A 23564-nucleotide genomic window follows, 5' to 3' on the forward strand; every position below is an offset into this window, starting at 1 on the left:
GCCGATTGCGACCGGGCATAAGATTCCTGATTAAGGGCTGACGTTTCCCATGCTGACTATCGCACTGTCCAAGGGCCGCATCCTTGACGACACCTTGCCGCTTCTGGCTGAAGCGGGCATCGTGCCGACCGAGAATCCGGACAAGAGCCGCAAGCTGATCATTCCCACGACTCAGGACGATGTCCGTCTGCTGATCGTGCGTGCCACCGATGTGCCGACTTATGTCGAGCATGGTGCTGCCGACCTCGGCGTCGCCGGTAAGGATGTGCTGATGGAGTACGGCGGCCAGGGCTTGTACGAGCCGCTGGACCTGCAAATTGCCCAGTGCAAGCTGATGACCGCCGGTAAAGTCGGCGCCGTCGAGCCCAAGGGTCGTCTGCGTATCGCCACCAAGTTCGTCAACGTTGCCAAGCGCTACTACGCCGAACAGGGCCGTCAGGTCGACATCATCAAGCTCTACGGTTCGATGGAGCTGGCGCCGCTGATCGGCCTGGCGGACAAGATCATCGACGTGGTCGACACCGGTAACACGCTGCGGGCCAACGGCCTGGAGCCACAGGATTTCATCGCGTCCATCAGCTCCCGTCTGATCGTCAACAAGGCCTCGATGAAAATGCAGCACGCCCGTATCCAGGCGTTGATCGACACCCTGCGCAAGGCAGTGGAGTCTCGACACCGCGGCTGATTCACCTGCGCGACCGCAAGGCGCGCCGTCTATCCGCCTCATAGCCAGAATTCTCAGGTGTCCAAGCGGATCGAATGTTAGCTTCGGGCGCCTGAGTTTTTTGCCATTCCTATGAGGCTCTCGCTATGACCGCACTGACTGCAATTCGCCGACTCAACGCTGCTGACCCGGATTTCGCGCATCATCTGGATCATCTGCTGAGCTGGGAAAGTGTGTCTGACGACTCGGTCAATCAGCGGGTGCTGGACATCATCAAGGCGGTGCGCGAACGCGGTGACGCGGCGCTGGTGGACTTCACCCGTCAGTTCGACGGCCTGGAAGTGAAGTCCATGGCCGATCTGATCCTGCCGCGCGAGCGTCTGGAGTTGGCACTGACCCGCATCTCCGTGGCCCAGCGCGAAGCACTGGAAGTGGCCGCAGCCCGCGTGCGCAGCTACCACGAGAAGCAGAAGCAGGACTCCTGGAGCTACACCGAAGCCGACGGCACCGTACTGGGCCAAAAAGTCACGCCGCTGGACCGTGCCGGTCTGTACGTGCCAGGCGGCAAGGCGTCGTATCCGTCGTCGGTGCTGATGAACGCGATTCCGGCCAAGGTCGCGGGTGTCACCGAAGTGGTCATGGTTGTTCCGACTCCGCGCGGTGAAATCAACGAGCTGGTGTTGGCCGCTGCCTGCATCGCCGGTGTCGACCGCGTATTCACCATCGGTGGCGCCCAGGCCGTTGCCGCATTGGCTTACGGCACCGAAAGCGTGCCGAAGGTCGACAAAGTGGTGGGTCCGGGCAACATCTATGTCGCCACCGCCAAGCGCCACGTATTTGGCCAGGTCGGTATCGACATGATCGCCGGCCCTTCGGAAATCCTCGTGGTATGCGACGGCCAGACTGATCCGGACTGGATCGCCATGGACCTGTTCTCCCAGGCCGAACACGATGAAGACGCCCAGGCCATTCTGGTCAGCCCGGATGCCGAGTTCCTCGACAAGGTCGCGGCCAGCATCGCCAAGCTGATGCCGACCATGGAGCGTGCCGCGATCATCGAAACCTCGATCAATGGCCGAGGTGCCTTGATCAAGGTTCGCGACATGGAACAGGCCATCGAAGTGGCCAACCGCATCGCGCCGGAGCACCTGGAGTTGTCGGTTGCCGATCCGCAAGCCTGGCTGCCGCAGATCCGCCACGCCGGCGCAATCTTCATGGGCCGTCACACGTCCGAAGCCCTGGGTGATTACTGCGCAGGCCCGAACCATGTATTGCCAACCTCCGGCACTGCGCGTTTCTCCTCGCCGCTGGGTGTGTACGACTTCCAGAAACGCTCGTCGATCATCTTCTGTTCCGAGCAGGGCGCTTCCGAGTTGGGCAAAACCGCTTCCGTGCTGGCCCGTGGCGAGTCGCTGACCGCGCACGCGCGTAGCGCCGAATACCGCATCGTCGACGAAGACTTTCCACAAGGGCAGGGGAACTGAGCATGAGTAAATTCTGGAGCCCGTTCGTCAAGAACCTGGTGCCTTACGTCCCGGGCGAGCAGCCGAAGCTGGCGAAGCTGGTAAAGCTCAACACCAATGAAAACCCCTACGGTCCATCGCCCAAGGCCTTGGCCGCGATGCAAACCGAACTGAACGACAACCTGCGCCTGTACCCGGACCCGAACAGCGATCTGCTGAAGAACGCGGTCGCCAGGTACTACGGTGTGCAAAGCAATCAAGTGTTCCTTGGCAACGGCTCCGATGAAGTGCTGGCGCACATCTTCCACGGTTTGCTGCAGCACGATCAGCCGCTGTTGTTCCCGGACATCAGCTACAGCTTCTATCCGGTTTACTGCGGGTTGTACGGCATCAAGTTCGACGCGGTGCCGCTGGACGAGCAATTCCAGATCAACCCGGCGGACTACGCCAGGCCGAACGGCGGGATCATTTTCCCGAACCCGAACGCCCCGACCGGGTGCCTGCTGGCGCTGGAAGCAGTGGAGCAGATTCTCAAGGCCAGCCCGGACTCGGTGGTCGTGGTGGACGAGGCTTACATCGATTTCGGCGGAGAAACCGCGATTGCGCTGGTTGATCGTTATCCGAACCTGCTGGTGACCCAGACCCTCTCCAAGTCCCGCTCCCTGGCGGGACTGCGGGTTGGCCTGGCGGTCGGGCATCCGGACCTGATCGAGGCGCTGGAGCGGATCAAGAACAGCTTTAACTCCTACCCGCTGGACCGTATGGCGAATGTCGGCGCTGCCGCTGCATTCGAGGATCGTGAATATTTCGACAAGACCTGCCGGTTGGTGATCGAGAATCGCGAGAAGGTCGTTTCGCAGTTGGAAGCGAAGGGCTTCGAGGTTTTGCCGTCAGCGGCGAACTTCATCTTTGCCCGTCACCCCCGGCACGATGCGGCGGGGCTTGCGGCGAAGTTGCGTGAGCAAGGTGTGATCGTTCGGCACTTCAAGCAGGAGCGGATTGCCCAGTTCCTGCGGATCTCCATCGGCACGCCAGAGCAGAATCAGGCGCTGATCGACGGCCTGGGCGGCCTCTAATCACCCTCAAAAACTGTAGGAGCGAGCTTGCTCGCGATGGTGTGTCAGTTGACATCAATGTATCTGACACTCCATCGCGAGCAGGCTCGCTCCTGCAAGGGGTTGTATTGGCCGCTTACTCTTCTTCTTTCTCTTTGACCGGTGCCGGTGGCGGACGCAAGCCGATTTCCGCGGTCAGCTTGAGCTCCTTGCCGTTGCGCATCACCTGGATCGCGACCTTGTCGGTCGGCTTGATCCGCGCCACCTGATTCATCGAGCGTCGGCCATCTCCCGCCGGTTCGCCATCGATGGCAAGAATCACATCACCCAGTTGCAGGCCGGCTTTCTGTGCCGGACCATCGCGGAAAATCCCCGCCACGACAATGCCTGGGCGCCCGGACAAGCCGAACGATTCGGCCAATTCCTGAGTCAGCGGCTGCACTTCGATACCCAGCCAGCCACGAATCACCTGGCCGTGCTCGATGATCGACTTCATCACTTCCATCGCCAGCTTCACCGGAATCGCGAAACCGATACCCTGGGAGCCGCCGGACTTGGAGAAGATCGCCGTGTTGATGCCGGTCAGGTTGCCAATGGCATCCACCAGCGCACCGCCGGAGTTGCCGGGGTTGATTGCGGCGTCGGTCTGGATGAAGTCTTCGTAGTTGTTCAGGCCCAGTTGATTGCGCCCGGTGGCGCTGATGATGCCCATGGTCACGGTCTGGCCGACGCCGAACGGGTTGCCGATGGCCAGCGCGACATCGCCGATGCGAATGTTGTCGGAGCGCCCCACAGTGATTGACGGCAGGTTTTTCAGGTCGATTTTCAGAACAGCGAGGTCAGTCTCCGGGTCGCTGCCGATCACCCGCGCCAGGGTTTCCCGGCCGTCCTTGAGCGCCACCACGATTTGGTCGGCGCCGCTGGTCACATGGTTGTTGGTCAGGATGTAGCCTTCCGGGCTCATGATCACGCCGGAGCCGAGGCTCGATTCCATGCGTTTTTGCTTGGGTGAGTTATCGCCGAAGAAGCGACGAAACTGTGGATCTTCGAACAACGGATGGTTGGGTTTGTTGATGACTTTGGTGGTGTAGAGGTTCACCACCGACGGCGCGGCGGTGGTCACTGCGTCGGCATAGGACACCGGACCCTGCTGCATGCTGGTGGTTTGCGGCGCTTGTTGCAGGTTGACGTCGAGGCTCGGGAGACCGACCCACTGCGGGTAACGCTGGATTATCAAAAGAGCGACAAGCACGCCGGCCAACAGCGGCCAGCCGGAAAAACGCAGCGCCTTGAGCATTAAGCAGTTCCTGAGAGAGTTGCAGGCGGTATGAGACCGCTCATAATGACGCGCATTATACGAGGCCGCACGCGCCTCTGAACGGGATATTTAGGAGTCTTTTATGGCCGTCGCCCTGAGCACCCTCGTCGAAGAAGCCGACCGTTACCTCAACAGCGCCAAAATCGCCGACTACTGCCCCAACGGCCTGCAGGTCGAAGGCCGTCCGCAAGTGATGCGCATTGTCAGTGGCGTCACCGCCAGCCAGGCTTTGCTCGACGCCGCCGTGGAGGCCAATGCCGACCTGGTGCTGGTGCATCATGGTTACTTCTGGAAGGGCGAGAACCCTTGTATCACCGGCATGAAACAGCGTCGCTTGAAGACCTTGCTCAAGCACGATATCAGCCTGTTGTCCTATCACCTGCCGCTGGATCTGCACCCGGATGTCGGCAATAACGTGCAGCTCGCACGGCAGCTCGACATCACCGTCGAAGGCCCGCTGGACCCGGATAACCTGAAAGTTGTCGGCCTGGTCGGCTCGCTGAATGAGCCGATGATGCCCCGGGATTTCGCCCGTCGCGTCCAGGAAGTCATGGGCCGTGAGCCGCTGCTGATCGAAGGCAGTGCCATGATCCGCCGCGTCGGCTGGTGCACCGGCGGTGGCCAGGGTTACATCGATCAGGCCATTCTGGCCGGCGTCGATCTGTATCTCAGCGGCGAGGCTTCCGAGCAAACCTTCCACAGTGCCCGGGAAAACGACATCAGTTTCATCGCCGCCGGTCACCATGCCACCGAGCGCTACGGCGTTCAGGCGCTGGGGGATTACCTGGCGCGGCGCTTTGCGCTGGAGCACATCTTCATTGATTGCCCGAATCCGATTTGACGAAACGCCATCCCTGTAGGAGCGAGTTCGCTCGCGATGAACCTGAGAACACCGCGGGGTGTCAGGCTACCAGCGTTATCGTTGACGACCATCGCGAGCATGCTCGCTCCTACAGGTGAACGCGTTTCGCCCAAACGCGGGGGCATATTCATATGCTCTTTCGATCTAGTTGGCGTCCTGATTAGAAGAGGTCGCTGTGCTAGGATCCCCGCTCGAACACGGCCCGCTGGCCGTTCATAAGAAAGCTTTCGTGAGTAGCCATGGTCGACAAACTGACGCATCTGAAACAGCTGGAGGCGGAAAGCATCCACATCATCCGCGAGGTGGCCGCCGAGTTCGACAACCCGGTGATGCTGTACTCCATCGGTAAAGACTCCGCCGTGATGCTGCATCTGGCACGCAAGGCGTTCTTCCCGGGCAAGCTGCCGTTTCCGGTGATGCATGTCGACACTCGCTGGAAATTCCAGGAGATGTACGCCTTCCGCGACAAGATGGTCGCCGAGCTGGGCCTCGACCTGATCACCCACGTCAACCCGGACGGCGTGGCGCAGAACATCAACCCGTTCACCCACGGCAGTGCCAAGCACACCGACATCATGAAGACCGAGGGCCTGAAGCAGGCACTCGACAAGCATGGTTTCGACGCAGCATTCGGCGGCGCCCGTCGCGATGAAGAGAAGTCCCGAGCTAAAGAGCGCGTGTACTCGTTCCGCGACAGCAAGCACCGCTGGGATCCGAAAAACCAGCGCCCCGAACTGTGGAACGTCTACAACGGCAAGGTCAACAAGGGCGAGTCGATCCGCGTCTTCCCGCTGTCGAACTGGACCGAGCTGGACATCTGGCAGTACATCTACCTGGAAGGTATCCCGATCGTCCCGCTGTACTTCGCCGCCGAGCGTGAAGTCATCGAGAAGAACGGCACGCTGATCATGATCGACGACGAGCGCATCCTCGAACACCTGAGCGATGAAGACAAAGCCCGCATCGTCAAAAAGAAAGTGCGTTTCCGTACCCTTGGTTGCTACCCGTTGACGGGCGCGGTGGAGTCCGAGGCCGAAAGCCTCACGGACATCATTCAGGAAATGCTCCTGACGCGAACTTCCGAGCGCCAGGGCCGTGTCATCGACCACGATGGCGCAGGCTCGATGGAAGACAAAAAACGTCAAGGTTATTTCTAAGGGGCTGTCATGTCGCATCAATCTGATTTGATCAGCGAGGACATCCTCGCCTACCTGGGCCAGCACGAACGTAAAGAGCTGCTGCGCTTTCTGACCTGCGGTAACGTCGACGACGGCAAGAGCACCCTGATCGGGCGCCTGCTGCACGACTCCAAGATGATCTACGAAGATCACCTGGAAGCAATCACCCGCGACTCGAAAAAAGTCGGCACCACCGGCGAAGACATCGACCTGGCGTTGCTGGTCGACGGCCTGCAGGCCGAGCGTGAGCAAGGCATCACCATCGATGTCGCGTACCGCTATTTCTCCACCGCCAAGCGCAAATTCATCATTGCCGACACCCCCGGCCATGAGCAGTACACCCGCAACATGGCCACCGGTGCTTCCACCTGTGACCTGGCGATCATCCTGGTCGACGCCCGCTACGGCGTGCAGACCCAGACCCGTCGCCACAGCTTCATCGCCTCGTTGCTGGGCATCAAACACATCGTTGTGGCCATCAACAAGATGGACCTCAAGGACTTCGACCAGGGCGTGTTCGAGTCGATCAAGGCCGACTACCTGCAGTTCGCCGAAGGCTTGAAGATGAAGCCCACCAGCATGCACTTCGTGCCGATGTCCGCTCTGAAGGGCGACAACGTGGTGAACAAGTCCGAGCGTTCGCCGTGGTACACCGGCCAGTCGCTGATGGAAATCCTCGAGACCGTGGAAGTGGCGGGCGATCGCAACTTCACCGACCTGCGTTTCCCGGTGCAGTACGTTAACCGTCCGAACCTGAACTTCCGTGGCTTCGCCGGTACGCTGGCCAGCGGCATCGTCAAGAAAGGCGACGAAGTCGTGGTGCTGCCGTCGGGCAAGAGCAGCCGCGTGAAGTCCATCGTCACCTTCGAAGGTGAACTGGAGCATGCAGGTCCTGGTCAGGCAGTGACGCTGACCATGGAAGATGAAATCGACATCTCCCGTGGCGACCTGTTGGTTCACGCCGACAACGTACCGCCGGTGACCGACAGCTTCGAAGCGATGCTGGTGTGGATGGCTGAAGAGCCAATGCTGCCGGGCAAGAAATACGACATCAAGCGCGCCACCAGTTACGTGCCGGGCTCCATCGCCAGCATCGTCAACAAGGTCGACGTGAACACCCTCGAAGAAGGTCCGGCCAGCGCATTGCAGCTGAACGAAATCGGCAAGGTCAAGATCGCGCTCGACGCGCCGATTGCCCTCGACGGTTACGACAGCAACCGCACCACCGGCGCCTTCATCATCATCGACCGCTTGACCAACGGCACCGTTGGCGCGGGCATGATCGTCGCGCAGCCTTTGGCCCATGGCACCAGTACGCACCACGGCAAACTGGCCCACGTCGCCACCGAAGAGCGCGCACAGCGCTTCGGCCAGCAACCGGCCACCGTGTTGTTCAGCGGCTTGTCGGGCGCGGGCAAAAGCACCCTGGCGTATGCGGTTGAACGCAAGTTGTTCGACCTGGGTCGTGCGGTGTTCGTACTCGATGGCCAGAACCTGCGTCACGACCTGAACAAAGGTCTGCCACAGGATCGCGCCGGGCGTACCGAGAACTGGCGTCGTGCCGCGCACGTTGCGCGCCAGTTCAACGAAGCCGGTCTGCTGACCCTGGCGGCGTTCGTTGCGCCGAGTGCCGAAGGTCGTGAACAGGCTCGTGAGCTGATCGGCAAAGAGCGTCTGCTGACGGTCTACGTCCAGGCTTCGCCAACGGTCTGCGCCGAGCGTGATCCGCAAGGCCTGTACGCGGCGGCCGGGGATAACATCCCGGGCGAGTCCTTCCCGTACGACGTGCCGCTGGATGCCGATCTGGTGATCGACACCCAGTCCGTGTCGCTGGAAGAAGGCGTCAAGCAAGTGCTGGCTCTGCTGCGTGAGCGTGGTGCGATCTAAGCCTTAGCCAGAAAAAAGAAACCCGCAGGCAAGTGATTGTCTGCGGGTTTTTTGTTGCCTCGAGATTGCTATCGCTGGCTTGCCAGCGATGAGGCCATAACAGACACCGGATTACTTTGCTGGATATTCCCGGTGCATCTGCCCCAGCAACGCATCCTTGTCCTGCCACATCTGATTGATCCAACCCTGAAACTGCAATCGATACTCACCATCCTGGTCGTAGTTCTTGCCAATGAACTGCGGCGGTATCTTCAACTCTTCGAAGTGCACCACCACGTCCGCAACGTTGCCGCACAGCAAATCCCAAAAACCGGGACGCCCGGCCGGGTAATGGATGGTCACGTTGACGATGGACTCCAGTTGCTCACCCATCGCATCCAGCACAAAGGCAATGCCGCCGGCCTTGGGCTTGAGCAGGTACTTGAAGGGTGACTGCTGTTGCTTGTGCTTGCCCTCGGTGAAGCGCGTGCCTTCGACGAAGTTGAAAATGCCCACCGGGTTGTCGCGGAATTTCGCACAGGTCTTGCGCGTGGTTTCCAGGTCCTTGCCTTTCTTTTCCGGATGCTTCTCCAGATAGGCCTTGGAGTAGCGCTTCATGAACGGAAAGCCCAGCGCCCACCAGGCCAGACCGATCACCGGAACCCAGATCAGCTCCTGCTTGAGAAAGAACTTCAACGGCTGAATGCGCCGGTTGAGCACGTATTGTAACACCAGGATGTCGACCCAGCTCTGGTGGTTGCTGGTGATCAGGTACGAATGCTGATAGTCCAGACCCTGCAGGCCGCTGATGTGCCAGCGGGTGCGACGGACCAGGTTCATCCAGCCTTTGTTGAGGCTGATCCAGGCTTCGTGGGTATGGCTCATCAGCCAGCCGGAGAGGCGCTGGGTGAAGGCGAACGGCAATACCTTGACGAGTGCCACACAGAACAGGAACGAGCAGAGCAGTATTGTGTTCAGTGCCAACAGCAGCGCGGCGATCAAGCCGCGCAACGGGGCAGGTAGAAAATCCAGCATTTACACATCCATTGGTCGGTTGGCGGCTTGAATCGCGGTCAGGGCGATGGTGTAGACGATGTCATCGACTTGCGCGCCGCGCGGCAAATCGTTCACGGGTTTGCGCAGGCCTTGCAGCATCGGCCCGAGGCTGACGCAGTCGGCGCTGCGCTGCACGGCCTTGTGGGTGGTGTTGCCGGTGTTGAGGTCGGGGAACACGTACACCGTGGCGCGACCGGCCACCAGGCTGTTCGGCGCCAATTGCCGGGCCACGCTTTCGTTGGCGGCGGCGTCGTACTGCAACGGGCCGTCGATCAGCAGCGAGTGCTGTTGTTCGTGGGCGAGCAGGGTCGCCTCGCGGACTTTTTCGACCTCTTCGCCGCTGGCCGATTCGCCGCTGGAGTAGCTGATCATCGCCACCCGTGGGGTGATGCCGAATGCGGCGGCGGAGTCGGCGCTTTGCAGGGCAATCTCAGCCAGTTCGCTGGCGCTTGGGTGCGGGTTCATCACGCAGTCGCCGTAGACCAGCACCTCTTCCGGAAACAGCATGAAGAACACCGATGACACCAGGGTGCAGCCAGGCGCTGTCTTGATCAGTTGCAGGGCTGGGCGGATGGTGTTGGCGGTGGTGTTGATCACGCCCGAGACGAGACCGTCGACTTCATCCAGCGCCAGCATCATGGTGCCGATTACCACGGTGTCTTCCAGTTGTTGCTCGGCCATCGGTGCGTTGAGGCTTTTGCTTTTGCGCAGCGCGACCATTGGCTCGACGTAGCGCTCGCGGATCAAGTCCGGGTCGATGATTTCCAGGCCTGGCGGCAGCTCGATGCCTTGGGCGCGGGCGACGGCCTGCACGTCCTCGGGCTTGGCCAGCAACACACAGCGAGCGATGCCACGGGCCTGGCAGATCGCGGCGGCCTGCACGGTCAGCGGTTCGCTGCCTTCGGGCAACACGATGCGCTTGTTGGCTGCCTGGGCGCGCTGGATCAATTGATAGCGGAACACCGCTGGCGACAGACGCATCTCCCGTGGCGTGCCGCAGCGCTGATGCAACCAGTTGGCATCGAGGTGTCCGGCGATGAAATCGGTGATGATTTCAGCGCGCTCGCGGTCGTCGATGGGGATTTCCTTGTTCAGGCCATTGAGCAGGTTGGCGGTGTCATAAGAGCCGGTACTCACCGACAGCACTGGCAACCCGGCCTGCAAGGCGCCGCGGCACAGGTCCATGATGCGTGGGTCGGGCAGGGTGTCGCTGGTCAGCAGCAGGCCGGCCAGGGGCACGCCATTCAGGGCAGCGAGGCTCACGGCGAGGATAATGTCGTCGCGGTCGCCGGGAGTCACCACCAGTACGCCGGGCTTGAGCAGCTCCACGGTATTGCGCATGGTGCGGGCGCAAATGATGATTTTGGTCATGCGCCGGGTTTCGTAATCACCGGCGTTGAGCACTTGCGCGCCCATCAGGTCGGCGACGTCGCGGGTGCGCGGGGCGTTCAGTTCCGGCTGGAACGGAATGCAGCCGAGCAGGCGGAAATCGCCGCTGCGCAGCAACGGCGAATGCTCCTTCAGGCGCGTGGCGAAGGCCTCCATGCTTTCCTCGGTCTTGACCTTGTTGAGGATCACGCCGAGGACCTTCGGGTCTTTCGGGCCACCGAACAATTGCGCCTGCAACTCGACGCGACCGGAGAGTTCGGTAAGCACTTCGTTTTCCGGTGCCGAGACCAGGATCACCTCGGCGTCGAGACTCTTGGCCAGGTGCAGGTTGACCCGCGCGGCGTAACTGGCGCTGCGGGTCGGCACCATGCCTTCGACGATCAGCACGTCCTTGCCGATGGCAGCCTGCTGATACAGGGTGATGATTTCTTCGAGCAACTCATCGAGCTGGCCGTCGCCGAGCATGCGCTCGACATGGGCCAGCCCCAGTGGCTGAGGCGGTTTCAGGCCGTGGGTACGCGCCACCAGTTCGGTGGAACGTTCCGGGCCCGTGTCGCCCGGGTGCGGCTGGGCAATCGGTTTGAAAAAGCCGACCTTGAGCCCGGCGCGCTCAAGGGTACGCACCAGCCCGAGGCTGATGGAGGTCAGACCCACACCAAAATCGGTGGGCGCGATAAAAAAAGTTTGCATGCGGATTCTCTAGAGGTGCATTGCAAAGGTGACGATCTATTACTGGTCGCCTACCGAAATTCAGTCGCCAAGGTTATCGCTAACCGTGCCTTGTGCGCACCAACCACAGGCAAAGGGTTGGCCTATTTTTTCCTGGCGCTGCGCAGGGTCCATGACCCAGGCGCGCGATTGCCAGGGTGGCTGGTGCCGCAGGTGTTGGGTGTGGCCGCAGGAAAGCTCGGCCACCCAGTGGCCGTCCTCGTCCTGATGAAAGCCTGTGACCGTCGAATCCCGTCTGTCCGGGTTGTGTTCGCTTTCGGACGATTGCTTCGCTAAACTTGGCCTTTCAATCTTCTTATGCAAAAGGTCTCGCCCCATGCTGATCGCCGCCAATAAGGCTGTCTCCATCGACTATACCCTGACCAACGACGCTGGTGAGGTCATCGACAGCTCCGCCGGCGGCGCGCCGCTGGTCTACCTGCAAGGCGCAGGCAACATCATCCCGGGCCTGGAAAAGGCTCTGGAAGGCAAGGCTGTCGGCGACGAGCTGACCGTAGCCGTTGAACCGGAAGATGCTTACGGCGAGTACGCTGCCGAACTGGTCAGCACCCTGAGCCGCAGCATGTTCGAAGGTGTCGACGAACTGGAAGTGGGCATGCAGTTCCACGCTTCCGCTCCGGACGGCCAGATGCAGATCGTGACCATCCGTGATCTGGACGGTGACGACGTGACCGTTGACGGCAACCACCCGTTGGCTGGTCAGCGCCTGAATTTCCAGGTCAAGATCGTTGCCATCCGTGATGCCAGCCAGGAAGAAATCGCTCATGGCCACGTCCATGGCGAAGGTGGCCATCACCACTGATTTCTGCGCTAAGCTCAGATAACTGGAGAGGCGCCCCGAGGGCGCCTTTTTAGTCTGCGGCTGTCCCTGACGACACCGCCAAGTGGCTGTTTCGAGAAGAACACGGGAATCTGGAGTACGTCATGAGTGCTTTTCACGACCTTAAATTGACAGCCCTGGATGGACAGGAGCTACCTCTGGCGCCTTTCAAAGGCCAAGTCGTACTGGTGGTCAACGTCGCCTCCAAATGCGGCTTGACCCCACAATACGCGGCGCTGGAAAACCTCTACCAGCAATACAAGGGCAAAGGCTTCAGTGTACTGGGCCTGCCGTGCAACCAGTTTGCCGGGCAGGAACCGGGGACCGAACAAGAGATCAAGGATTTCTGCAGCCTCAACTATGGCGTGACCTTTCCGTTGTCCAGCAAGCTGGAAGTCAACGGGCATGAGCGTCATCAGTTGTACCGCTTGCTGGCGGGCGAAGGCGCGGAGTTTCCCGGCGATATCACCTGGAACTTCGAAAAGTTCCTGTTGGGCAAGGATGGCCGTGTACTGGCCCGGTTCTCGCCACGCACGGCGCCGGATGATCCAACCATCGTTCACGCAATCGAAAAAGCGCTGAGCTGATATCTCCCCCCTGTAGGAGCGAGCTTGCTCGCGATGGTCGTCAACGATAACGCTGCAAGCCTGATACGGCGCGGCGTTCTCCAGTCCATCGCGAGCGAGCTCGCTCCTACAATATTTCGAATCTTTTGATCCTTAATCACTGCAATCAATAGTGCTGTTCAAAGCGGTGTTCACTCCATATTATCGCCGTCATAAAGTTATTTCCCGTGGAGCGTCCCATGCCCGTAAAAGCCCTGTTCAAACCGTTCCACCTCGGCACCCTTGAACTGCCGACCCGCGTCGTCATGGCGCCGATGACCCGCTCCTTTTCCCCGGGCGGCGTTCCAAATTCCAAAGTGATTGAGTACTACCGTCGCCGCGCCGCAGCGGGCGTTGGCCTGATCATCACCGAAGGCACCACCGTCGGTCACAAGGCTTCCAACGGCTACCCGAGCGTTCCGCATTTCTACGGTGAAGCGGCCTTGGCCGGCTGGAAGAAAGTCGTCGACGCCGTTCACGCCGAAGGCGGCAAGATCGTTCCGCAGCTGTGGCACGTGGGCAGCGTGCGCCGTATCGGCACCGAGCCGGACGCCAGCGTGCCGGGGTATGGCCCGTCGGAGAAAATCAAGGAAGGTCAGGTCGTGGTGCACGGTATGACCAAACAGGATATCCAGGACGTGATCGCCGCGTTCGCCCAGGCCGCCAAGGATGCCCAGAGCATCGGCATGGACGGCGTGGAAATCCACGGTGCCCACGGTTACCTGATCGACCAGTTCTTCTGGGAAGGCAGCAACCAGCGTACCGATGAATACGGCGGCAGCCTGGCCAACCGTTCGCGCTTCGCCATTGAATTGATTCAGGCCGTACGTGCCGCGGTCGGCGAAGGTTTCCCGATCATCTTCCGTTTCTCCCAGTGGAAGCAGCAGGACTACACCGCACGCCTGGTGCAAACCCCGCAAGCCTTGGGCGAGTTCCTCAAGCCGTTGGCCGACGCAGGCGTGGATATTTTCCACTGCTCGACCCGCCGCTTCTGGGAGCCGGAGTTCGACGCTTCCGAGTTGAACCTGGCAGGCTGGACCCGCCAACTCACCGGCAAGCCGACCATCACCGTGGGCAGTGTCGGTCTGGATGGCGAGTTCCTGCAGTTCATGGTCAACACCGACAAGGTCGCACAACCGGCCAGCCTGGAAAAACTGCTGGAGCGCCTGAACAACGACGAGTTCGACCTGGTGGCGGTTGGTCGTGCCTTGCTGGTGGACCCGGACTGGGCGCAGAAAGTGCGTGATGGCCGTGAAGAGGACATTCTGCCGTTCAGCCGTGAGGCGTTGATGACGCTGGTTTAAGCGGCGTCCGGACTGACGCTATCGCTGGCAAGCCAGCTCCTACAGGGACCGCACAAATCCTGTAGGAGCCGGCTTGCTGGCGATCGCAATCTCAAAAACACCAAGGATTCAGGGGACGGTCGGCGCATTCGGCACCACCATCTCCCCGGCACACGCTCCGCGCAACTGTCCCTCGAATTGCTCGATGATCGTCGCCCAACCCTGGCGACTGGCATGCTGGCGCGCATTGAGCCGCACATTGCGCAAGGCCTCCCTGTCCTCCAGCAGCCATGCCGCTGCATCGCAGAACGCGTCTTCATCTCCCGGCATCGCCAGCACACCGTTGTAGCCATGACGTATATGCTGGGCGGCCGCCGCCTGATCGTAGGCGACCACGCCGAGTCCCGAGGCGAGTGCTTCAAGCACCACATTGCCAAAGGTTTCGGTCAGGCTCGGAAACAGAAACACATCGCCTGATGCGTAGTGACACGCCAGGGCTTCACCCCGTTGGGTGCCGCAGAAAATCGCCTCGGGCATTTCCTTTTCCAGTTCCTGGCGCTGCGGACCATCGCCGACCACGATCAGTTTCAGCGTGCGCTGGGGATAACTTGCCTTGAGGATATTGAAGGTGCGCTTGAGCAGGCCGAGGTTTTTTTCCGGAGCCAGGCGTCCGACATGGATGACGGCGATGTCTTCCTCGGCCAGTCCCCATTGCTCGCGCAAGGCATTCAAGCGTTTGGCCGGGTGAAACAGTTCGCTGTCGACGCCTCGGGACAGCAATGCCAACCGTTCGAAATGCCGCCGCTCCAACTCCATGCGCTGGCTTACGCTGGGCACCAGGGTCATGGTCGAGCGGTTGTGGAACCAGCGCAGGTAGTGGGTCAGCAGGCGCGTGAGCAAACCAAGCCCGTACTGGTTGGAGTACTGCTGGAAGTTGGTGTGGAAACCACTGACCACGGAAATCCCCAGCCGCCGTGCCGCACGCAAGGCGGACAGTCCCAGCGGCCCTTCGGTGGCGATATAGAGCACGTCCGGGCGATGACGCGTCCAGCGTCGTAGCAGCTTGTGCATCGAGGATTGACCCCATTGCAGGCCGGGATAGCCCGGTAGCGGCCAGCCGCGGCACAGCAGCAATTCATCGTCACTGCCCAACTGCTGGTCGCAGCCCTGACGCGGTCGCACCAGTTCCACCTGATGTCCGCGCGCGCGCAATCCGTCGCACAAGCGACCCAGGGTATTGGCCACGCCGTTGATTTCCGGTGGGAAGGTTTCGGTGATCAGGGTGATATGCAGAGCTGTCGTCATGACCCCAGTGTCGACTGGGGCCATGTCGTCAGTGTGACGTTGGGATGATGGATTTGTGACCGAGGTGTCGGTGGCGATGGCTCAGCGCTGGGTCACCAGGTTTTCCGCGCCACGTTCACGCACCCAGAACAGTGTCGCGCCAGCCACGGCCGCTGGCATCATCAGGATGTTGACCACCGGGATCAACAGCACCAGATACACGCTACCGCCAAAACTCATGCTCTGCCAGCGCTTCTGCCGCAGCCAGGCGAGCATCTCGTTCCAGCCCAGCTTGTGGTTGTCCGCCGGGTAGTCGATGTACTGGATTGCCATCATCCACACCCCGAACAACAGCCACAGTGGTGCGGCGATGATGTTCACCACCGGGATGAATGAGAGGATGAACAACCCGATCGCCCGGGGCAGAAAGTAACCGAGCTTGCGCATTTCCCGGGCAAGGGTGCGCGGGATCATTGCAATCAGTTCACCCCAGCTAAAGGCTGGAAAATCATCGGTGCCGCGCACCACCACTTCGACTTTTTCCGCGAGGAAACCGTTGAATGGCGCGGCAATGACGTTGGCGAGCATGGTGAAGGTGAAGAACACCATCAGCACGACGAGCACCACGAACAGTGGCCAGAGGATGTAGCTGAGAAAACTCAGCCAGTCGGGCAGGGACGGCATCAGCGTGTCGACCCACAGGCTGAATTGATGGCCGGCCAGGTAGATCAATCCGACGAACAGCACCAGGTTGATCGCCAGCGGCAGCAACACAAACAAACGCAGGCTGGGGCTCAGCACCAACTTGAGACCTTCGCGCAGGTATTGCGGGCCGGACAGAACAGGGGCAGGCATAAGGGGCTCCGGGCAGAGGGAAAACGCGCCGACCTTACCGGCTTTGCGTCAGGTGCGAAAGCGCGGCAGTGGTATCGACATTCACTGTAACAAAGACGTCGATATCGTCGGTCAGATGGCATAGAGACCACCTATGAGCTGGATTGTTAATCCGTATTTCCTTAATCTTCGCCCCCTCGATACGCTGCACCCAATCTTTTTACAGGACGGTCGGGTTCAAGCCTTCCCCAAGTGCTTTCAACCGTTCTTTTTTATTCCAGCCGGCAATCCGGCGTTCCGCGCCTGGTGTTCCGGGCCGGTCAACAGGAGCAGGTCATGTCTGAAGTCCGTCATTCGCGAGTGATTATTCTCGGTTCCGGCCCTGCCGGTTACAGTGCCGCGGTCTATGCCGCCCGTGCCAACCTCAAGCCACTGCTGATCACCGGCATGCAGGCCGGCGGTCAACTGACCACCACCACCGAAGTCGACAACTGGCCGGGCGATGTCCACGGCCTGACCGGCCCGGCGCTGATGGAGCGGATGCGCGAGCACGCCGAGCGCTTTGAAACCGAGATCGTTTTCGATCACATCAATGCCGTCGACTTCGCCGCCAAGCCATACACCCTGACCGGCGACAGCGCGACCTACACCTGCGACGCCCTGATCATCGCCACCGGCGCAAGCGCTCGTTACCTGGGCCTGCCGTCGGAAGAAACCTTCATGGGCAAAGGCGTTTCGGCCTGCGCGACCTGCGACGGTTTCTTCTATCGCAACAAGCCGGTTGCCGTGGTCGGCGGCGGCAATACCGCTGTCGAAGAAGCCCTGTACCTGGCCAACATCGCCAGCACCGTCACCCTGATTCACCGTCGCGAAACGTTCCGCGCCGAGAAGATCCTGATCGACAAGCTCAATGCACGCGTGGCCGAAGGCAAAATCATCCTGAAGCTGAACGCAACCCTGGACGAAGTGCTGGGCGACAACATGGGCGTAACCGGTGCCCGCCTGAAGAACAACGACGGCAGCTTCGACGAAGTGAAAGTCGACGGCGTGTTCATCGCCATCGGCCACACTCCGAACACTTCGCTGTTCGAAGGCCAGTTGACCCTCAAGGACGGCTACCTGGTCGTGCAGGGCGGCCGTGACGGCAACGCCACCGCCACCAACCTCGAAGGCATCTTCGCCGCCGGTGACGTGGCTGACCACGTGTACCGTCAGGCCATCACCTCGGCCGGCGCCGGCTGCATGGCGGCACTGGATGCCGAGCGTTACCTCGACAATCTGCAGAACGCTTGATTCTGCTGTTGTTGAAATAAGAAAACCGGCTTTGGCCGGTTTTTTCATGGGCAACATAAAACAGACCTGTAGGAGCCGGGTTTTCAGGTCAGTTTTGCAAGGCAGGCTTCAATAATGTCCAGGCCTTCCTCCAGTACTGACGCCTCGGTGGTCAGCGGCGCCAGCAGCCGGATGATGTGCCGCGACTTGCCGCTGGGCATCAACAGCAAACCTGCCTCCCGCGCCAGGGCCAGCAGTTGCGTCAACTGCGCGGCTGCGGGTGCGCCGTCGGCGTTGAGCAGCTCAATGCCGCGCATCGCGCCAATACCGGTCAGGCGACCGAGGTAGGGAGAGAGGTTGCGTTCACGCCAGGATTGGTAACGACTGACAATCGCCTCTTCCTGCTGCGTGCCCCACGCTTGCAGGTTGGAGTCGGTCATTTCGTCCAGCGTCGCCAATGCCGCTGCGCAAGCGATGGGGTTGCCGGAATAGGTGCCGCCCAGTCCGCCCTTGGGCAAGTTGTCGAGCAGCGACTTGCGCCCCACCACCGCCCCGAGCGGCACGCCGCCGGCAATGCTTTTGCCGAGCAGGATCAGGTCCGGTTCTATGCCCAGCCGCGAGAACGCGAAGCGCTGGCCGGTACGGCCGAAACCGGACTGGATTTCATCGGCGATCAGCACAATGCCCTTTTCGTCGCAAAACCTGCGCAGCGCCTGGGCGAACTCCACGTCCATGGCCAGGAAACCCGCTTCGCCCTGCACCGGTTCGACGATGAAGCAAGCCACGTCCTCGACGTCGATTTCAACGCTGAACAACCGCTCCATGGCCTTCAATGCTTCAGCGCAGGTCACGCCGTTGTCGGCGCTGGGGAAGGGCAAGTGATACACCGGCCCCGGCAGCACGCCGACTTTTTGTTTGTAGGGGGCGACTTTGCCGTTGAGGTTTAGCGTGGCCAAGGTGCGGCCGTGGAAGGCACCATCAAAGGCGATCACAGCAGTGCGTCCGGTCGCGCCACGGACGATCTTCAGCGCATTCTCAGCCGCTTCGGCGCCGCTGTTGGTGAGCATGCCGCTGACCGGATAGTCGACCGGGATGAACGCACTGAGGCGGTCCATCAAGGCGAGGTAGGGTGTATGGGGCGCGGCGTTGAATGCGTAATGGGTCAGCCGTGTGGCTTGTTCGCGAATGGCTTCGACGATACGCGGGTGGCAATGGCCGAGGTTCAGCACGCCTATGCCGCCGACAAAGTCGATATAGCGTTTGCCATCGGTGTCCCACACCTCGGCATTCTTGCCGTGGCTGAGGGTGACAGGGTGAACGATATTGATCGACTGACTGATGGTTTCGCTGCGCATGGATAACCGACTCGGAAGAAGGAGGACTTCTTTTTATCTAAGCCGTGAGCGGTGGTACGCGGCAAACGAAATAAAGTGGCGGGGTCAATCTTAAAAGTCTGGATGTGCTGTGGAACACTTGTAGGAGCGAGCTTGCTCGCGATGGAGGTGAACGATAACGCGTAAAACCAGATACCCACCTGTGTTCTCGGGTTTTTCGCGAGCGAGCTCGCTCCTACAGTACAGCGGTTAGCGGCGCGTCAGCGGCTGTTGCGCGAACTTCACACCGGCCAGGCCATGGGCAATCAACGCGCGGATATTGCCGTGATCGCTGCCTTCAGGCGTCGCCAGCACCGAGCGGTAATGCTCGCCGAACGCCAGCAGGGCTTCTTCATCGCTCAAGCCTTCGAGCAACGCCAGACCCAGGGTCTTGCACGAGCCTTCGTTCTGCCCGGCCGCGTTTTCCACACCACCATTGTTGAAAGCCTGAGGCTGGTAGTCGTAACCGGCGGCGATGAACGCCAGGGTATCGGCGAAGGCGTGTTCGCCGCTGTTGAGGCTGGTGCGCAGGGTGTTCAAATCACTCATTGGGTTTTCCTTTGGCGAACGCCGCCTGTTGTTCGGCGTTGGCTTCTTGCTGATATTGGGCTTTCCACTCGGCGTACGGCATGCCGTAAACCACTTCGCGGGCTTCGTCGAGGCTGACCTCGATCTGGCGTTCGTCAGCCGCCGCCTTGTACCACTTGGACAGGCAGTTGCGGCAAAAACCCGAGAGGTTCATCAGGTCGATGTTCTGCACATCCTTGCGGCTGTCCAGGTGGGCCACCAGCCGGCGAAAGGCGGCGGCTTCGAGTTCCAGGCGTTGTTGATCGGTCATGGCGGTCTCTGCGAGACAGCTTCGAGCGGCACGCTTGAAGCTGCAAGTTGGATGGCGGTGGCTACAAGTTTACAGCTTGGCGCTTGTGGCTTGAAGCTAGCGGCTCGCGGCAAGCGTAATCGACACCGACTCGGCGAATCGCAGCGCGTGGGGTTTGTCGACCTCGACCTCGGCGTAGAGCACCGATGCATTGGCCATCACCAGGTCGAGAATTTCCTGGGTCAGGCGTTCGAGCAGCGCAAAGCGGTTGCCTTCCACATGGGCGATGATCGCCTTGGTAATGGTCCGGTAGTTCAACGCGTGATCGATGTCGTTGTCCCGGACCGCTTCCTGGGCTGCATACAGAATGGTCAGGTTGATCAACACATCCTGCTTGTTGAGGATTTCATCTTCATTGATGCCAATGAAGGTACGCAGACACAGGTCTTTGACCCGGATGCGTGCCATGCCTGGTTGAAGTTGTGGCATTGCTACTTGCTCCGTCCAATCAATTGCAGGAACTCCTGGCGGGTGTTGCTCGACTCGCGGAAGGCGCCGAGCATCACCGAGGTGTTCATGGTCGAATTCTGTTTTTCGACGCCGCGCATCATCATGCACATGTGCTGCGCTTCGATGACCACTGCGACGCCGGCCGCGCCGGTCACCTGTTGCACGGCGTCGGCGATTTGCCGGGTGAGGTTTTCCTGGATTTGCAGGCGTCGGGCGAACATGTCCACCAGCCGCGCAATCTTCGACAGGCCCAGCACCTTGCCGGTTGGAATGTAAGCCACATGCGCCTTGCCGATGAAGGGCAGGATGTGGTGTTCGCAAAGCGAGTACAACTCGATGTTGTCGACGATCACCATTTCATCGTTGTCGGAGGCGAACAGCGCGCCATTGACGATGTCTTCGACACTCTGCTCGTAACCATGGCAAAGGTACTGCATGGCTTTGGCCGCGCGCATCGGCGTATCGAGCAAACCTTCGCGGTCGGGGTTTTCGCCGAGGCCGATGAGGATTTCTCGATAATTCTGGGGCAGGGATAACGTCATGGAAAATCCTCGCGGGACACTTATTTGATGTGCCTTCCGCCGTTGACGGTCAGGGTGGTGCCGGTGACATACGGGTTGTCGAGCAGATAGCGCAGGCTCTGGTAGATCACTTCGCTGCCGGGCTCGATGCCCAGCGCGGACTTGGCCAGCGCCTTGGCGCGGTAGGTCGCGTCGTCTTCAGGGTTGAACAGTAGCAGGGCTGGCGCGATCCCGTTGACCTTGATGGCCGGCGCGTACCTGGCGGCGAAGGACAGGGTCAGGCTGTCGAGCCCGGCTTTGCTGGCGCAATAGCCGATGTGCTTGCTGCTGCCCTTGCGGGTCACGTCATCGCTGATGTGCACGATGTCGGCGGGGCTTGAGCGTTGCAACAGGTCGGCGCAATGCAGGTTGATCAGGTAGGGCGCCAGCATGTGCACGCTGAACATGCGGGTGAATGCGGCGGCGTCGGTGTCCGGTGTTTCGGCCAGCCATTCGGAGGCGTTGTGGACAATCGCCCGCAAACAGTCGGTGTGGGTTTTCAGTTCGCTGATGAAAGCCAGGATCCCGGCCTCGCTGGCGAAGTCCGCGAACACCGCGGTGGCTCCCTGGTCGCGCAGGGCTTGAACGCCGGGACGCTCGCTGCGGTAACTGAAAATCACGCGATGGCCATCTTCCAGCAATCGCCGGGCACAGTGCAGACCGACACGCTGTCCGGCGCCGGTAATGAGGACTGGGGGGGCGGAAGAGGTCATGAAGGGCTCGCGTCGCGGTGAGAGCAAAACTATACCAGCGACGGGAGCGCTCTATCTATTGCGAAGGACACAACTGTGGGAGCGAGCTTGCTCGCGATTGCGGACTGTCAGACGACACATAGGTTGACTGACACGCCCTCATCGCGAGCAGGCTCGCTCCACAGGAGGGATCAAGGATTCTGAGTGGAGGGTTCGCCACGCAATGGGCGTACGGGCGTGCTGTTCAGCCAGTTGGCCAGCAGGCGGGTCGACAGTGGAATGAAGAAGTACACCATCAACGGTGTCAGGCACAGGGTGCTGATGAACACACGGGGCAGTAGCGCCATTTCGCTCAGCAGTGGTCCCAGCACAAAGTTGAACAGCAAGGAAACCGGAAAGAACGCCAACCAGATCGCCACGGCCTGTTTCCAGCGCGGCGGGCGTTGACCGACGGCACCGAACCAACCCTCGATGCCGCTGACCCGGTGTTCCGTCGGGTGGGCGAACAGCTCGCTGCCGCGTCCGAGCCAGGCGCTACGCGAAGCGGAATGTTCCCAGGCATGCAGGGTCCGCTCGTCGGCGAAGCGGAAGATAATCTGGAATTCGTCGTCACCGGGCGGCGGTGCAAGTACGCCGGAGCCGAGGTAGCCAGGGAAGTCGGTGGCCAGTTGTTCGCCTTCGCGCAGCCAGGTCATTAGATCCTGAAAGCGACCATTGGCAACACGACGCGCGACCATCAGCGTGACGGGAGGGGTAGACATTGTGTATCTCCGTAAGGCATTTACGTCGCTCCGGATAGGAACTCCGCCAGGCGCAGCGCCGGGGTGGTGGGCTGCGACTCGAAACAAGCAAGGATTATTCCTGATTCTGCCGGTTTCGTCTTTTAGCGTTTTTCTTCGATTATGAACTTGAACCACGATGGGGCAGCGGCGTTAGAATGAGGCTTCATCTGCACATGGACGTACAACCCCTAGATGCCTGTCCTTACTGACGTTGCTTCAGTTGTTCCGCAGGCTGCCTCCCCAGAACAGGACCAGCTCTTTCCGATTCGCGAGGTGGCGCGCCTGACGGGCGTCAACCCGGTCACGCTGCGCGCATGGGAACGACGCTATGGCCTGATTGTTCCAACGCGCACCGAAAGTGGGCATCGCCTGTATTCGATGACCGATATCGAGCGTGTTCGCAGCATTCTCGGCTGGATCCACCGCGGTGTGGCGGTCAGCAAGATCGGCAAGTTGCTGGCCAGGGCGGCCCCCCTTCAAACGCTGTCCCACATCATTCCCTACGACCTCGTGCTGGCCGATTACGCGCAGTGGCAACAGCAGGTTCGCGTTGCCGTCAGTGCGTTTGACGAGGTTCAGTTGGAGCAAGTGTACGGGCAGATTTTTTCCAGCTATTCCCTGCCGGTGGTGTTCCAGGAAATTCTGGTGCCGGTGTGGAGGCAATTTCTGCAACGCCAGGATCAATTCGGCGGGACCAGCGAATGGATCTTCCTTGATGGATTTCTGCGTTCGCGGGTGTTGCAACGCCTGCTGTTGATGCGCGATACCCGGCCACGGCGAGTGGTCATCAGTGCCTTGGTCGGTCATTGCCGGGAACTTGAATTACTGATCGCCGCCCTGTTCATGAGCTCCCCGCAAATGGGGGTTCGTGTGCTGCCCATTGGTCAGCCGTTCGATGAGTTGACCCTGGTCTGTGAACGAATCAAGCCGCAGGCGCTGGTTTTGTTTTCCAACCATGTGCCCGCGGCCGAGTTGCCCCGGCGATTGAATCGCCTGGCCATGAGTCTCAATTGTCAGTTGTTGCTGGCGGGCGATGCTGCCGACCTGGCACAGGAGAGCCTGGCTGGGTCATCGATCGGTTGCCTGGGCAATGAAGGGGATGTCATGAGCCAGCGTCTGAAGCAGTTCCTGGCGGGTAGTCTGGATACTTGA

24 protein-coding genes are annotated in these 23564 nt (G+C 60.5%); 11 read left to right on the forward strand and 13 right to left on the reverse strand.

Annotated features, from left to right (window positions below; all coding sequences use genetic code 11):
- The first annotated feature begins 49 nt into the window (after positions 1-49).
- From hisG to hisC, 3 genes are all read left to right on the forward strand, one after another.
- Positions 50-685: an ATP phosphoribosyltransferase gene (hisG, locus tag B0D71_RS07180; RefSeq protein WP_103394171.1), complete on the forward strand. Its 636-nt coding sequence runs from the start codon at positions 50-52 to the stop codon at positions 683-685.
- A gap of 125 nt (positions 686-810) precedes the next feature.
- Positions 811-2148 (forward strand): histidinol dehydrogenase, encoded by a 1338-nt coding sequence (gene hisD, locus B0D71_RS07185; RefSeq protein ID WP_103394172.1) that lies wholly within the window; start codon positions 811-813, stop codon positions 2146-2148.
- Positions 2149-2150: 2 nt separating this feature from the next.
- Positions 2151-3203, forward strand: coding sequence for a histidinol-phosphate transaminase (hisC, locus tag B0D71_RS07190; protein ID WP_103394173.1), 1053 nt, complete (start codon positions 2151-2153; stop codon positions 3201-3203).
- A gap of 115 nt (positions 3204-3318) precedes the next feature.
- On the opposite strand, the gene algW is transcribed toward hisC, so the two are convergent.
- Positions 3319-4479 carry a Do family serine endopeptidase AlgW gene (gene algW, locus B0D71_RS07195; RefSeq protein ID WP_103394174.1) on the reverse strand — a complete coding sequence of 387 codons (1161 nt, stop codon included), beginning with the start codon at positions 4477-4479 and terminating at the stop codon, positions 3319-3321.
- A 103-nt stretch (positions 4480-4582) separates the two neighbouring features.
- Between algW and B0D71_RS07200 the strand changes: the two genes are divergently transcribed.
- The 3 genes from B0D71_RS07200 (at position 4583) to cysN (ending at position 8427) form a co-directional block, all read left to right on the forward strand.
- Positions 4583-5341, forward strand: coding sequence for a Nif3-like dinuclear metal center hexameric protein (locus B0D71_RS07200; protein WP_103394175.1), 759 nt, complete (start codon positions 4583-4585; stop codon positions 5339-5341).
- A 260-nt stretch (positions 5342-5601) separates the two neighbouring features.
- On the forward strand, positions 5602-6519 hold the full coding sequence (gene cysD, locus B0D71_RS07205; RefSeq protein WP_007970286.1) for a sulfate adenylyltransferase subunit CysD: 918 nt from the start codon (positions 5602-5604) through the stop codon (positions 6517-6519).
- A 9-nt stretch (positions 6520-6528) separates the two neighbouring features.
- The gene (gene cysN, locus B0D71_RS07210) at positions 6529-8427 is read left to right on the forward strand and encodes a sulfate adenylyltransferase subunit CysN (protein ID WP_103394176.1); all 1899 of its coding nucleotides are present in this window, start codon (positions 6529-6531) and stop codon (positions 8425-8427) included.
- A 111-nt stretch (positions 8428-8538) separates the two neighbouring features.
- Here cysN and B0D71_RS07215 read toward each other — a convergent pair whose 3' ends face one another.
- From B0D71_RS07215 to B0D71_RS07225, 3 genes are read right to left on the reverse strand one after another with little or no spacing between them, the layout of a single operon-like run.
- Positions 8539-9441, reverse strand: coding sequence for an acyltransferase (locus tag B0D71_RS07215; RefSeq protein WP_103394177.1), 903 nt, complete (start codon positions 9439-9441; stop codon positions 8539-8541).
- Entirely contained in the window at positions 9442-11541 is a 2100-nt protein-coding gene (gene pta, locus B0D71_RS07220) for a phosphate acetyltransferase (RefSeq protein WP_103394178.1), read from the reverse strand.
- Between the two features lie 60 nt (positions 11542-11601).
- On the reverse strand, positions 11602-11928 hold the full coding sequence (locus B0D71_RS07225) for a DUF3565 domain-containing protein (RefSeq protein ID WP_103394179.1): 327 nt from the start codon (positions 11926-11928) through the stop codon (positions 11602-11604).
- Here B0D71_RS07225 and B0D71_RS07230 point away from each other — a divergent pair.
- The 3 genes from B0D71_RS07230 (at position 11897) to B0D71_RS07240 (ending at position 14309) form a co-directional block, all read left to right on the forward strand.
- Entirely contained in the window at positions 11897-12382 is a 486-nt protein-coding gene (locus B0D71_RS07230; protein ID WP_007942189.1) for an FKBP-type peptidyl-prolyl cis-trans isomerase, read from the forward strand. The two genes, B0D71_RS07225 and B0D71_RS07230, sit on opposite strands and share 32 nt — an antisense overlap.
- 122 nt (positions 12383-12504) lie before the next feature.
- Positions 12505-12987, forward strand: coding sequence for a glutathione peroxidase (locus tag B0D71_RS07235; RefSeq protein WP_103394180.1), 483 nt, complete (start codon positions 12505-12507; stop codon positions 12985-12987).
- A 218-nt stretch (positions 12988-13205) separates the two neighbouring features.
- Positions 13206-14309: an NADH:flavin oxidoreductase gene (locus B0D71_RS07240; RefSeq protein ID WP_103394181.1), complete on the forward strand. Its 1104-nt coding sequence runs from the start codon at positions 13206-13208 to the stop codon at positions 14307-14309.
- A 108-nt stretch (positions 14310-14417) separates the two neighbouring features.
- On the opposite strand, the gene B0D71_RS07245 is transcribed toward B0D71_RS07240, so the two are convergent.
- Complete coding sequence (locus tag B0D71_RS07245) at positions 14418-15617, reverse strand: glycosyltransferase family 4 protein (protein ID WP_103394182.1); 1200 nt, start codon at positions 15615-15617, stop codon at positions 14418-14420.
- 57 nt (positions 15618-15674) lie between these two features.
- Positions 15675-16427, reverse strand: coding sequence for a sulfate transporter CysZ (gene cysZ, locus B0D71_RS07250; RefSeq protein WP_103394183.1), 753 nt, complete (start codon positions 16425-16427; stop codon positions 15675-15677).
- 315 nt (positions 16428-16742) lie between these two features.
- Between cysZ and trxB the strand changes: the two genes are divergently transcribed.
- Positions 16743-17699: a thioredoxin-disulfide reductase gene (trxB, locus tag B0D71_RS07260; protein ID WP_103394184.1), complete on the forward strand. Its 957-nt coding sequence runs from the start codon at positions 16743-16745 to the stop codon at positions 17697-17699.
- Between the two features lie 83 nt (positions 17700-17782).
- On the opposite strand, the gene B0D71_RS07265 is transcribed toward trxB, so the two are convergent.
- The 7 genes from B0D71_RS07265 to B0D71_RS07295 form a co-directional block, all read right to left on the reverse strand.
- On the reverse strand, positions 17783-19033 hold the full coding sequence (locus tag B0D71_RS07265) for a 2-aminoadipate transaminase (RefSeq protein WP_103394185.1): 1251 nt from the start codon (positions 19031-19033) through the stop codon (positions 17783-17785).
- A 228-nt stretch (positions 19034-19261) separates the two neighbouring features.
- Positions 19262-19600, reverse strand: a complete 339-nt coding sequence (locus tag B0D71_RS07270) for a HopJ type III effector protein (protein WP_103394186.1) — start codon at positions 19598-19600, stop codon at positions 19262-19264.
- Entirely contained in the window at positions 19593-19889 is a 297-nt protein-coding gene (locus tag B0D71_RS07275; protein WP_007986756.1) for a DUF1244 domain-containing protein, read from the reverse strand. Before B0D71_RS07275 ends, B0D71_RS07270 begins: the two co-directional genes overlap by 8 nt.
- A gap of 96 nt (positions 19890-19985) precedes the next feature.
- Positions 19986-20357 (reverse strand): dihydroneopterin triphosphate 2'-epimerase, encoded by a 372-nt coding sequence (gene folX, locus B0D71_RS07280; protein WP_007970304.1) that lies wholly within the window; start codon positions 20355-20357, stop codon positions 19986-19988.
- A 2-nt stretch (positions 20358-20359) separates the two neighbouring features.
- Positions 20360-20920, reverse strand: coding sequence for a GTP cyclohydrolase I FolE (gene folE / locus B0D71_RS07285; protein WP_103394187.1), 561 nt, complete (start codon positions 20918-20920; stop codon positions 20360-20362).
- Positions 20921-20940: 20 nt separating this feature from the next.
- Positions 20941-21651 (reverse strand): dihydromonapterin reductase, encoded by a 711-nt coding sequence (gene folM, locus B0D71_RS07290; protein WP_103394188.1) that lies wholly within the window; start codon positions 21649-21651, stop codon positions 20941-20943.
- A 170-nt stretch (positions 21652-21821) separates the two neighbouring features.
- Positions 21822-22391, reverse strand: coding sequence for a putative antibiotic biosynthesis monooxygenase (locus B0D71_RS07295; RefSeq protein WP_103394189.1), 570 nt, complete (start codon positions 22389-22391; stop codon positions 21822-21824).
- Positions 22392-22604: 213 nt separating this feature from the next.
- Between B0D71_RS07295 and B0D71_RS07300 the strand changes: the two genes are divergently transcribed.
- Entirely contained in the window at positions 22605-23564 is a 960-nt protein-coding gene (locus B0D71_RS07300; protein ID WP_103394190.1) for a MerR family transcriptional regulator, read from the forward strand.

It is taken from the genome of Pseudomonas laurylsulfativorans (assembly GCF_002906155.1).
Classification (GTDB): Bacteria; Pseudomonadota; Gammaproteobacteria; order Pseudomonadales; family Pseudomonadaceae; genus Aquipseudomonas; species Aquipseudomonas laurylsulfativorans.

Excerpts from the sequence above, each read along its gene's own strand:
- B0D71_RS07200 (WP_103394175.1), top strand. The coding sequence starts at position 4,583 with ATGGCCGTCGCCCTGAGCACCCTCGTCGAAGAAGCCGACCGTTACCTC.
- folM (WP_103394188.1), bottom strand. The coding sequence starts at position 21,651 with ATGACCTCTTCCGCCCCCCCAGTCCTCATTACCGGCGCCGGACAGCGT.
- pta (WP_103394178.1), bottom strand. The coding sequence starts at position 11,541 with ATGCAAACTTTTTTTATCGCGCCCACCGATTTTGGTGTGGGTCTGACC.
- B0D71_RS07300 (WP_103394190.1), top strand. The coding sequence starts at position 22,605 with ATGCCTGTCCTTACTGACGTTGCTTCAGTTGTTCCGCAGGCTGCCTCC.
- B0D71_RS07230 (WP_007942189.1), top strand. The coding sequence starts at position 11,897 with ATGCTGATCGCCGCCAATAAGGCTGTCTCCATCGACTATACCCTGACC.
- cysZ (WP_103394183.1), bottom strand. The coding sequence starts at position 16,427 with ATGCCTGCCCCTGTTCTGTCCGGCCCGCAATACCTGCGCGAAGGTCTC.
- hisG (WP_103394171.1), top strand. The coding sequence starts at position 50 with ATGCTGACTATCGCACTGTCCAAGGGCCGCATCCTTGACGACACCTTG.
- B0D71_RS07240 (WP_103394181.1), top strand. The coding sequence starts at position 13,206 with ATGCCCGTAAAAGCCCTGTTCAAACCGTTCCACCTCGGCACCCTTGAA.
- hisD (WP_103394172.1), top strand. The coding sequence starts at position 811 with ATGACCGCACTGACTGCAATTCGCCGACTCAACGCTGCTGACCCGGAT.
- B0D71_RS07215 (WP_103394177.1), bottom strand. The coding sequence starts at position 9,441 with ATGCTGGATTTTCTACCTGCCCCGTTGCGCGGCTTGATCGCCGCGCTG.
- trxB (WP_103394184.1), top strand. The coding sequence starts at position 16,743 with ATGTCTGAAGTCCGTCATTCGCGAGTGATTATTCTCGGTTCCGGCCCT.
- B0D71_RS07225 (WP_103394179.1), bottom strand. The coding sequence starts at position 11,928 with ATGGAGACAGCCTTATTGGCGGCGATCAGCATGGGGCGAGACCTTTTG.
- B0D71_RS07245 (WP_103394182.1), bottom strand. The coding sequence starts at position 15,617 with ATGGCCCCAGTCGACACTGGGGTCATGACGACAGCTCTGCATATCACC.
- algW (WP_103394174.1), bottom strand. The coding sequence starts at position 4,479 with ATGCTCAAGGCGCTGCGTTTTTCCGGCTGGCCGCTGTTGGCCGGCGTG.
- B0D71_RS07275 (WP_007986756.1), bottom strand. The coding sequence starts at position 19,889 with ATGACCGATCAACAACGCCTGGAACTCGAAGCCGCCGCCTTTCGCCGG.
- folE (WP_103394187.1), bottom strand. The coding sequence starts at position 20,920 with ATGACGTTATCCCTGCCCCAGAATTATCGAGAAATCCTCATCGGCCTC.
- B0D71_RS07265 (WP_103394185.1), bottom strand. The coding sequence starts at position 19,033 with ATGCGCAGCGAAACCATCAGTCAGTCGATCAATATCGTTCACCCTGTC.
- folX (WP_007970304.1), bottom strand. The coding sequence starts at position 20,357 with ATGCCACAACTTCAACCAGGCATGGCACGCATCCGGGTCAAAGACCTG.
- B0D71_RS07235 (WP_103394180.1), top strand. The coding sequence starts at position 12,505 with ATGAGTGCTTTTCACGACCTTAAATTGACAGCCCTGGATGGACAGGAG.
- cysN (WP_103394176.1), top strand. The coding sequence starts at position 6,529 with ATGTCGCATCAATCTGATTTGATCAGCGAGGACATCCTCGCCTACCTG.
- cysD (WP_007970286.1), top strand. The coding sequence starts at position 5,602 with ATGGTCGACAAACTGACGCATCTGAAACAGCTGGAGGCGGAAAGCATC.
- B0D71_RS07295 (WP_103394189.1), bottom strand. The coding sequence starts at position 22,391 with ATGTCTACCCCTCCCGTCACGCTGATGGTCGCGCGTCGTGTTGCCAAT.
- hisC (WP_103394173.1), top strand. The coding sequence starts at position 2,151 with ATGAGTAAATTCTGGAGCCCGTTCGTCAAGAACCTGGTGCCTTACGTC.
- B0D71_RS07270 (WP_103394186.1), bottom strand. The coding sequence starts at position 19,600 with ATGAGTGATTTGAACACCCTGCGCACCAGCCTCAACAGCGGCGAACAC.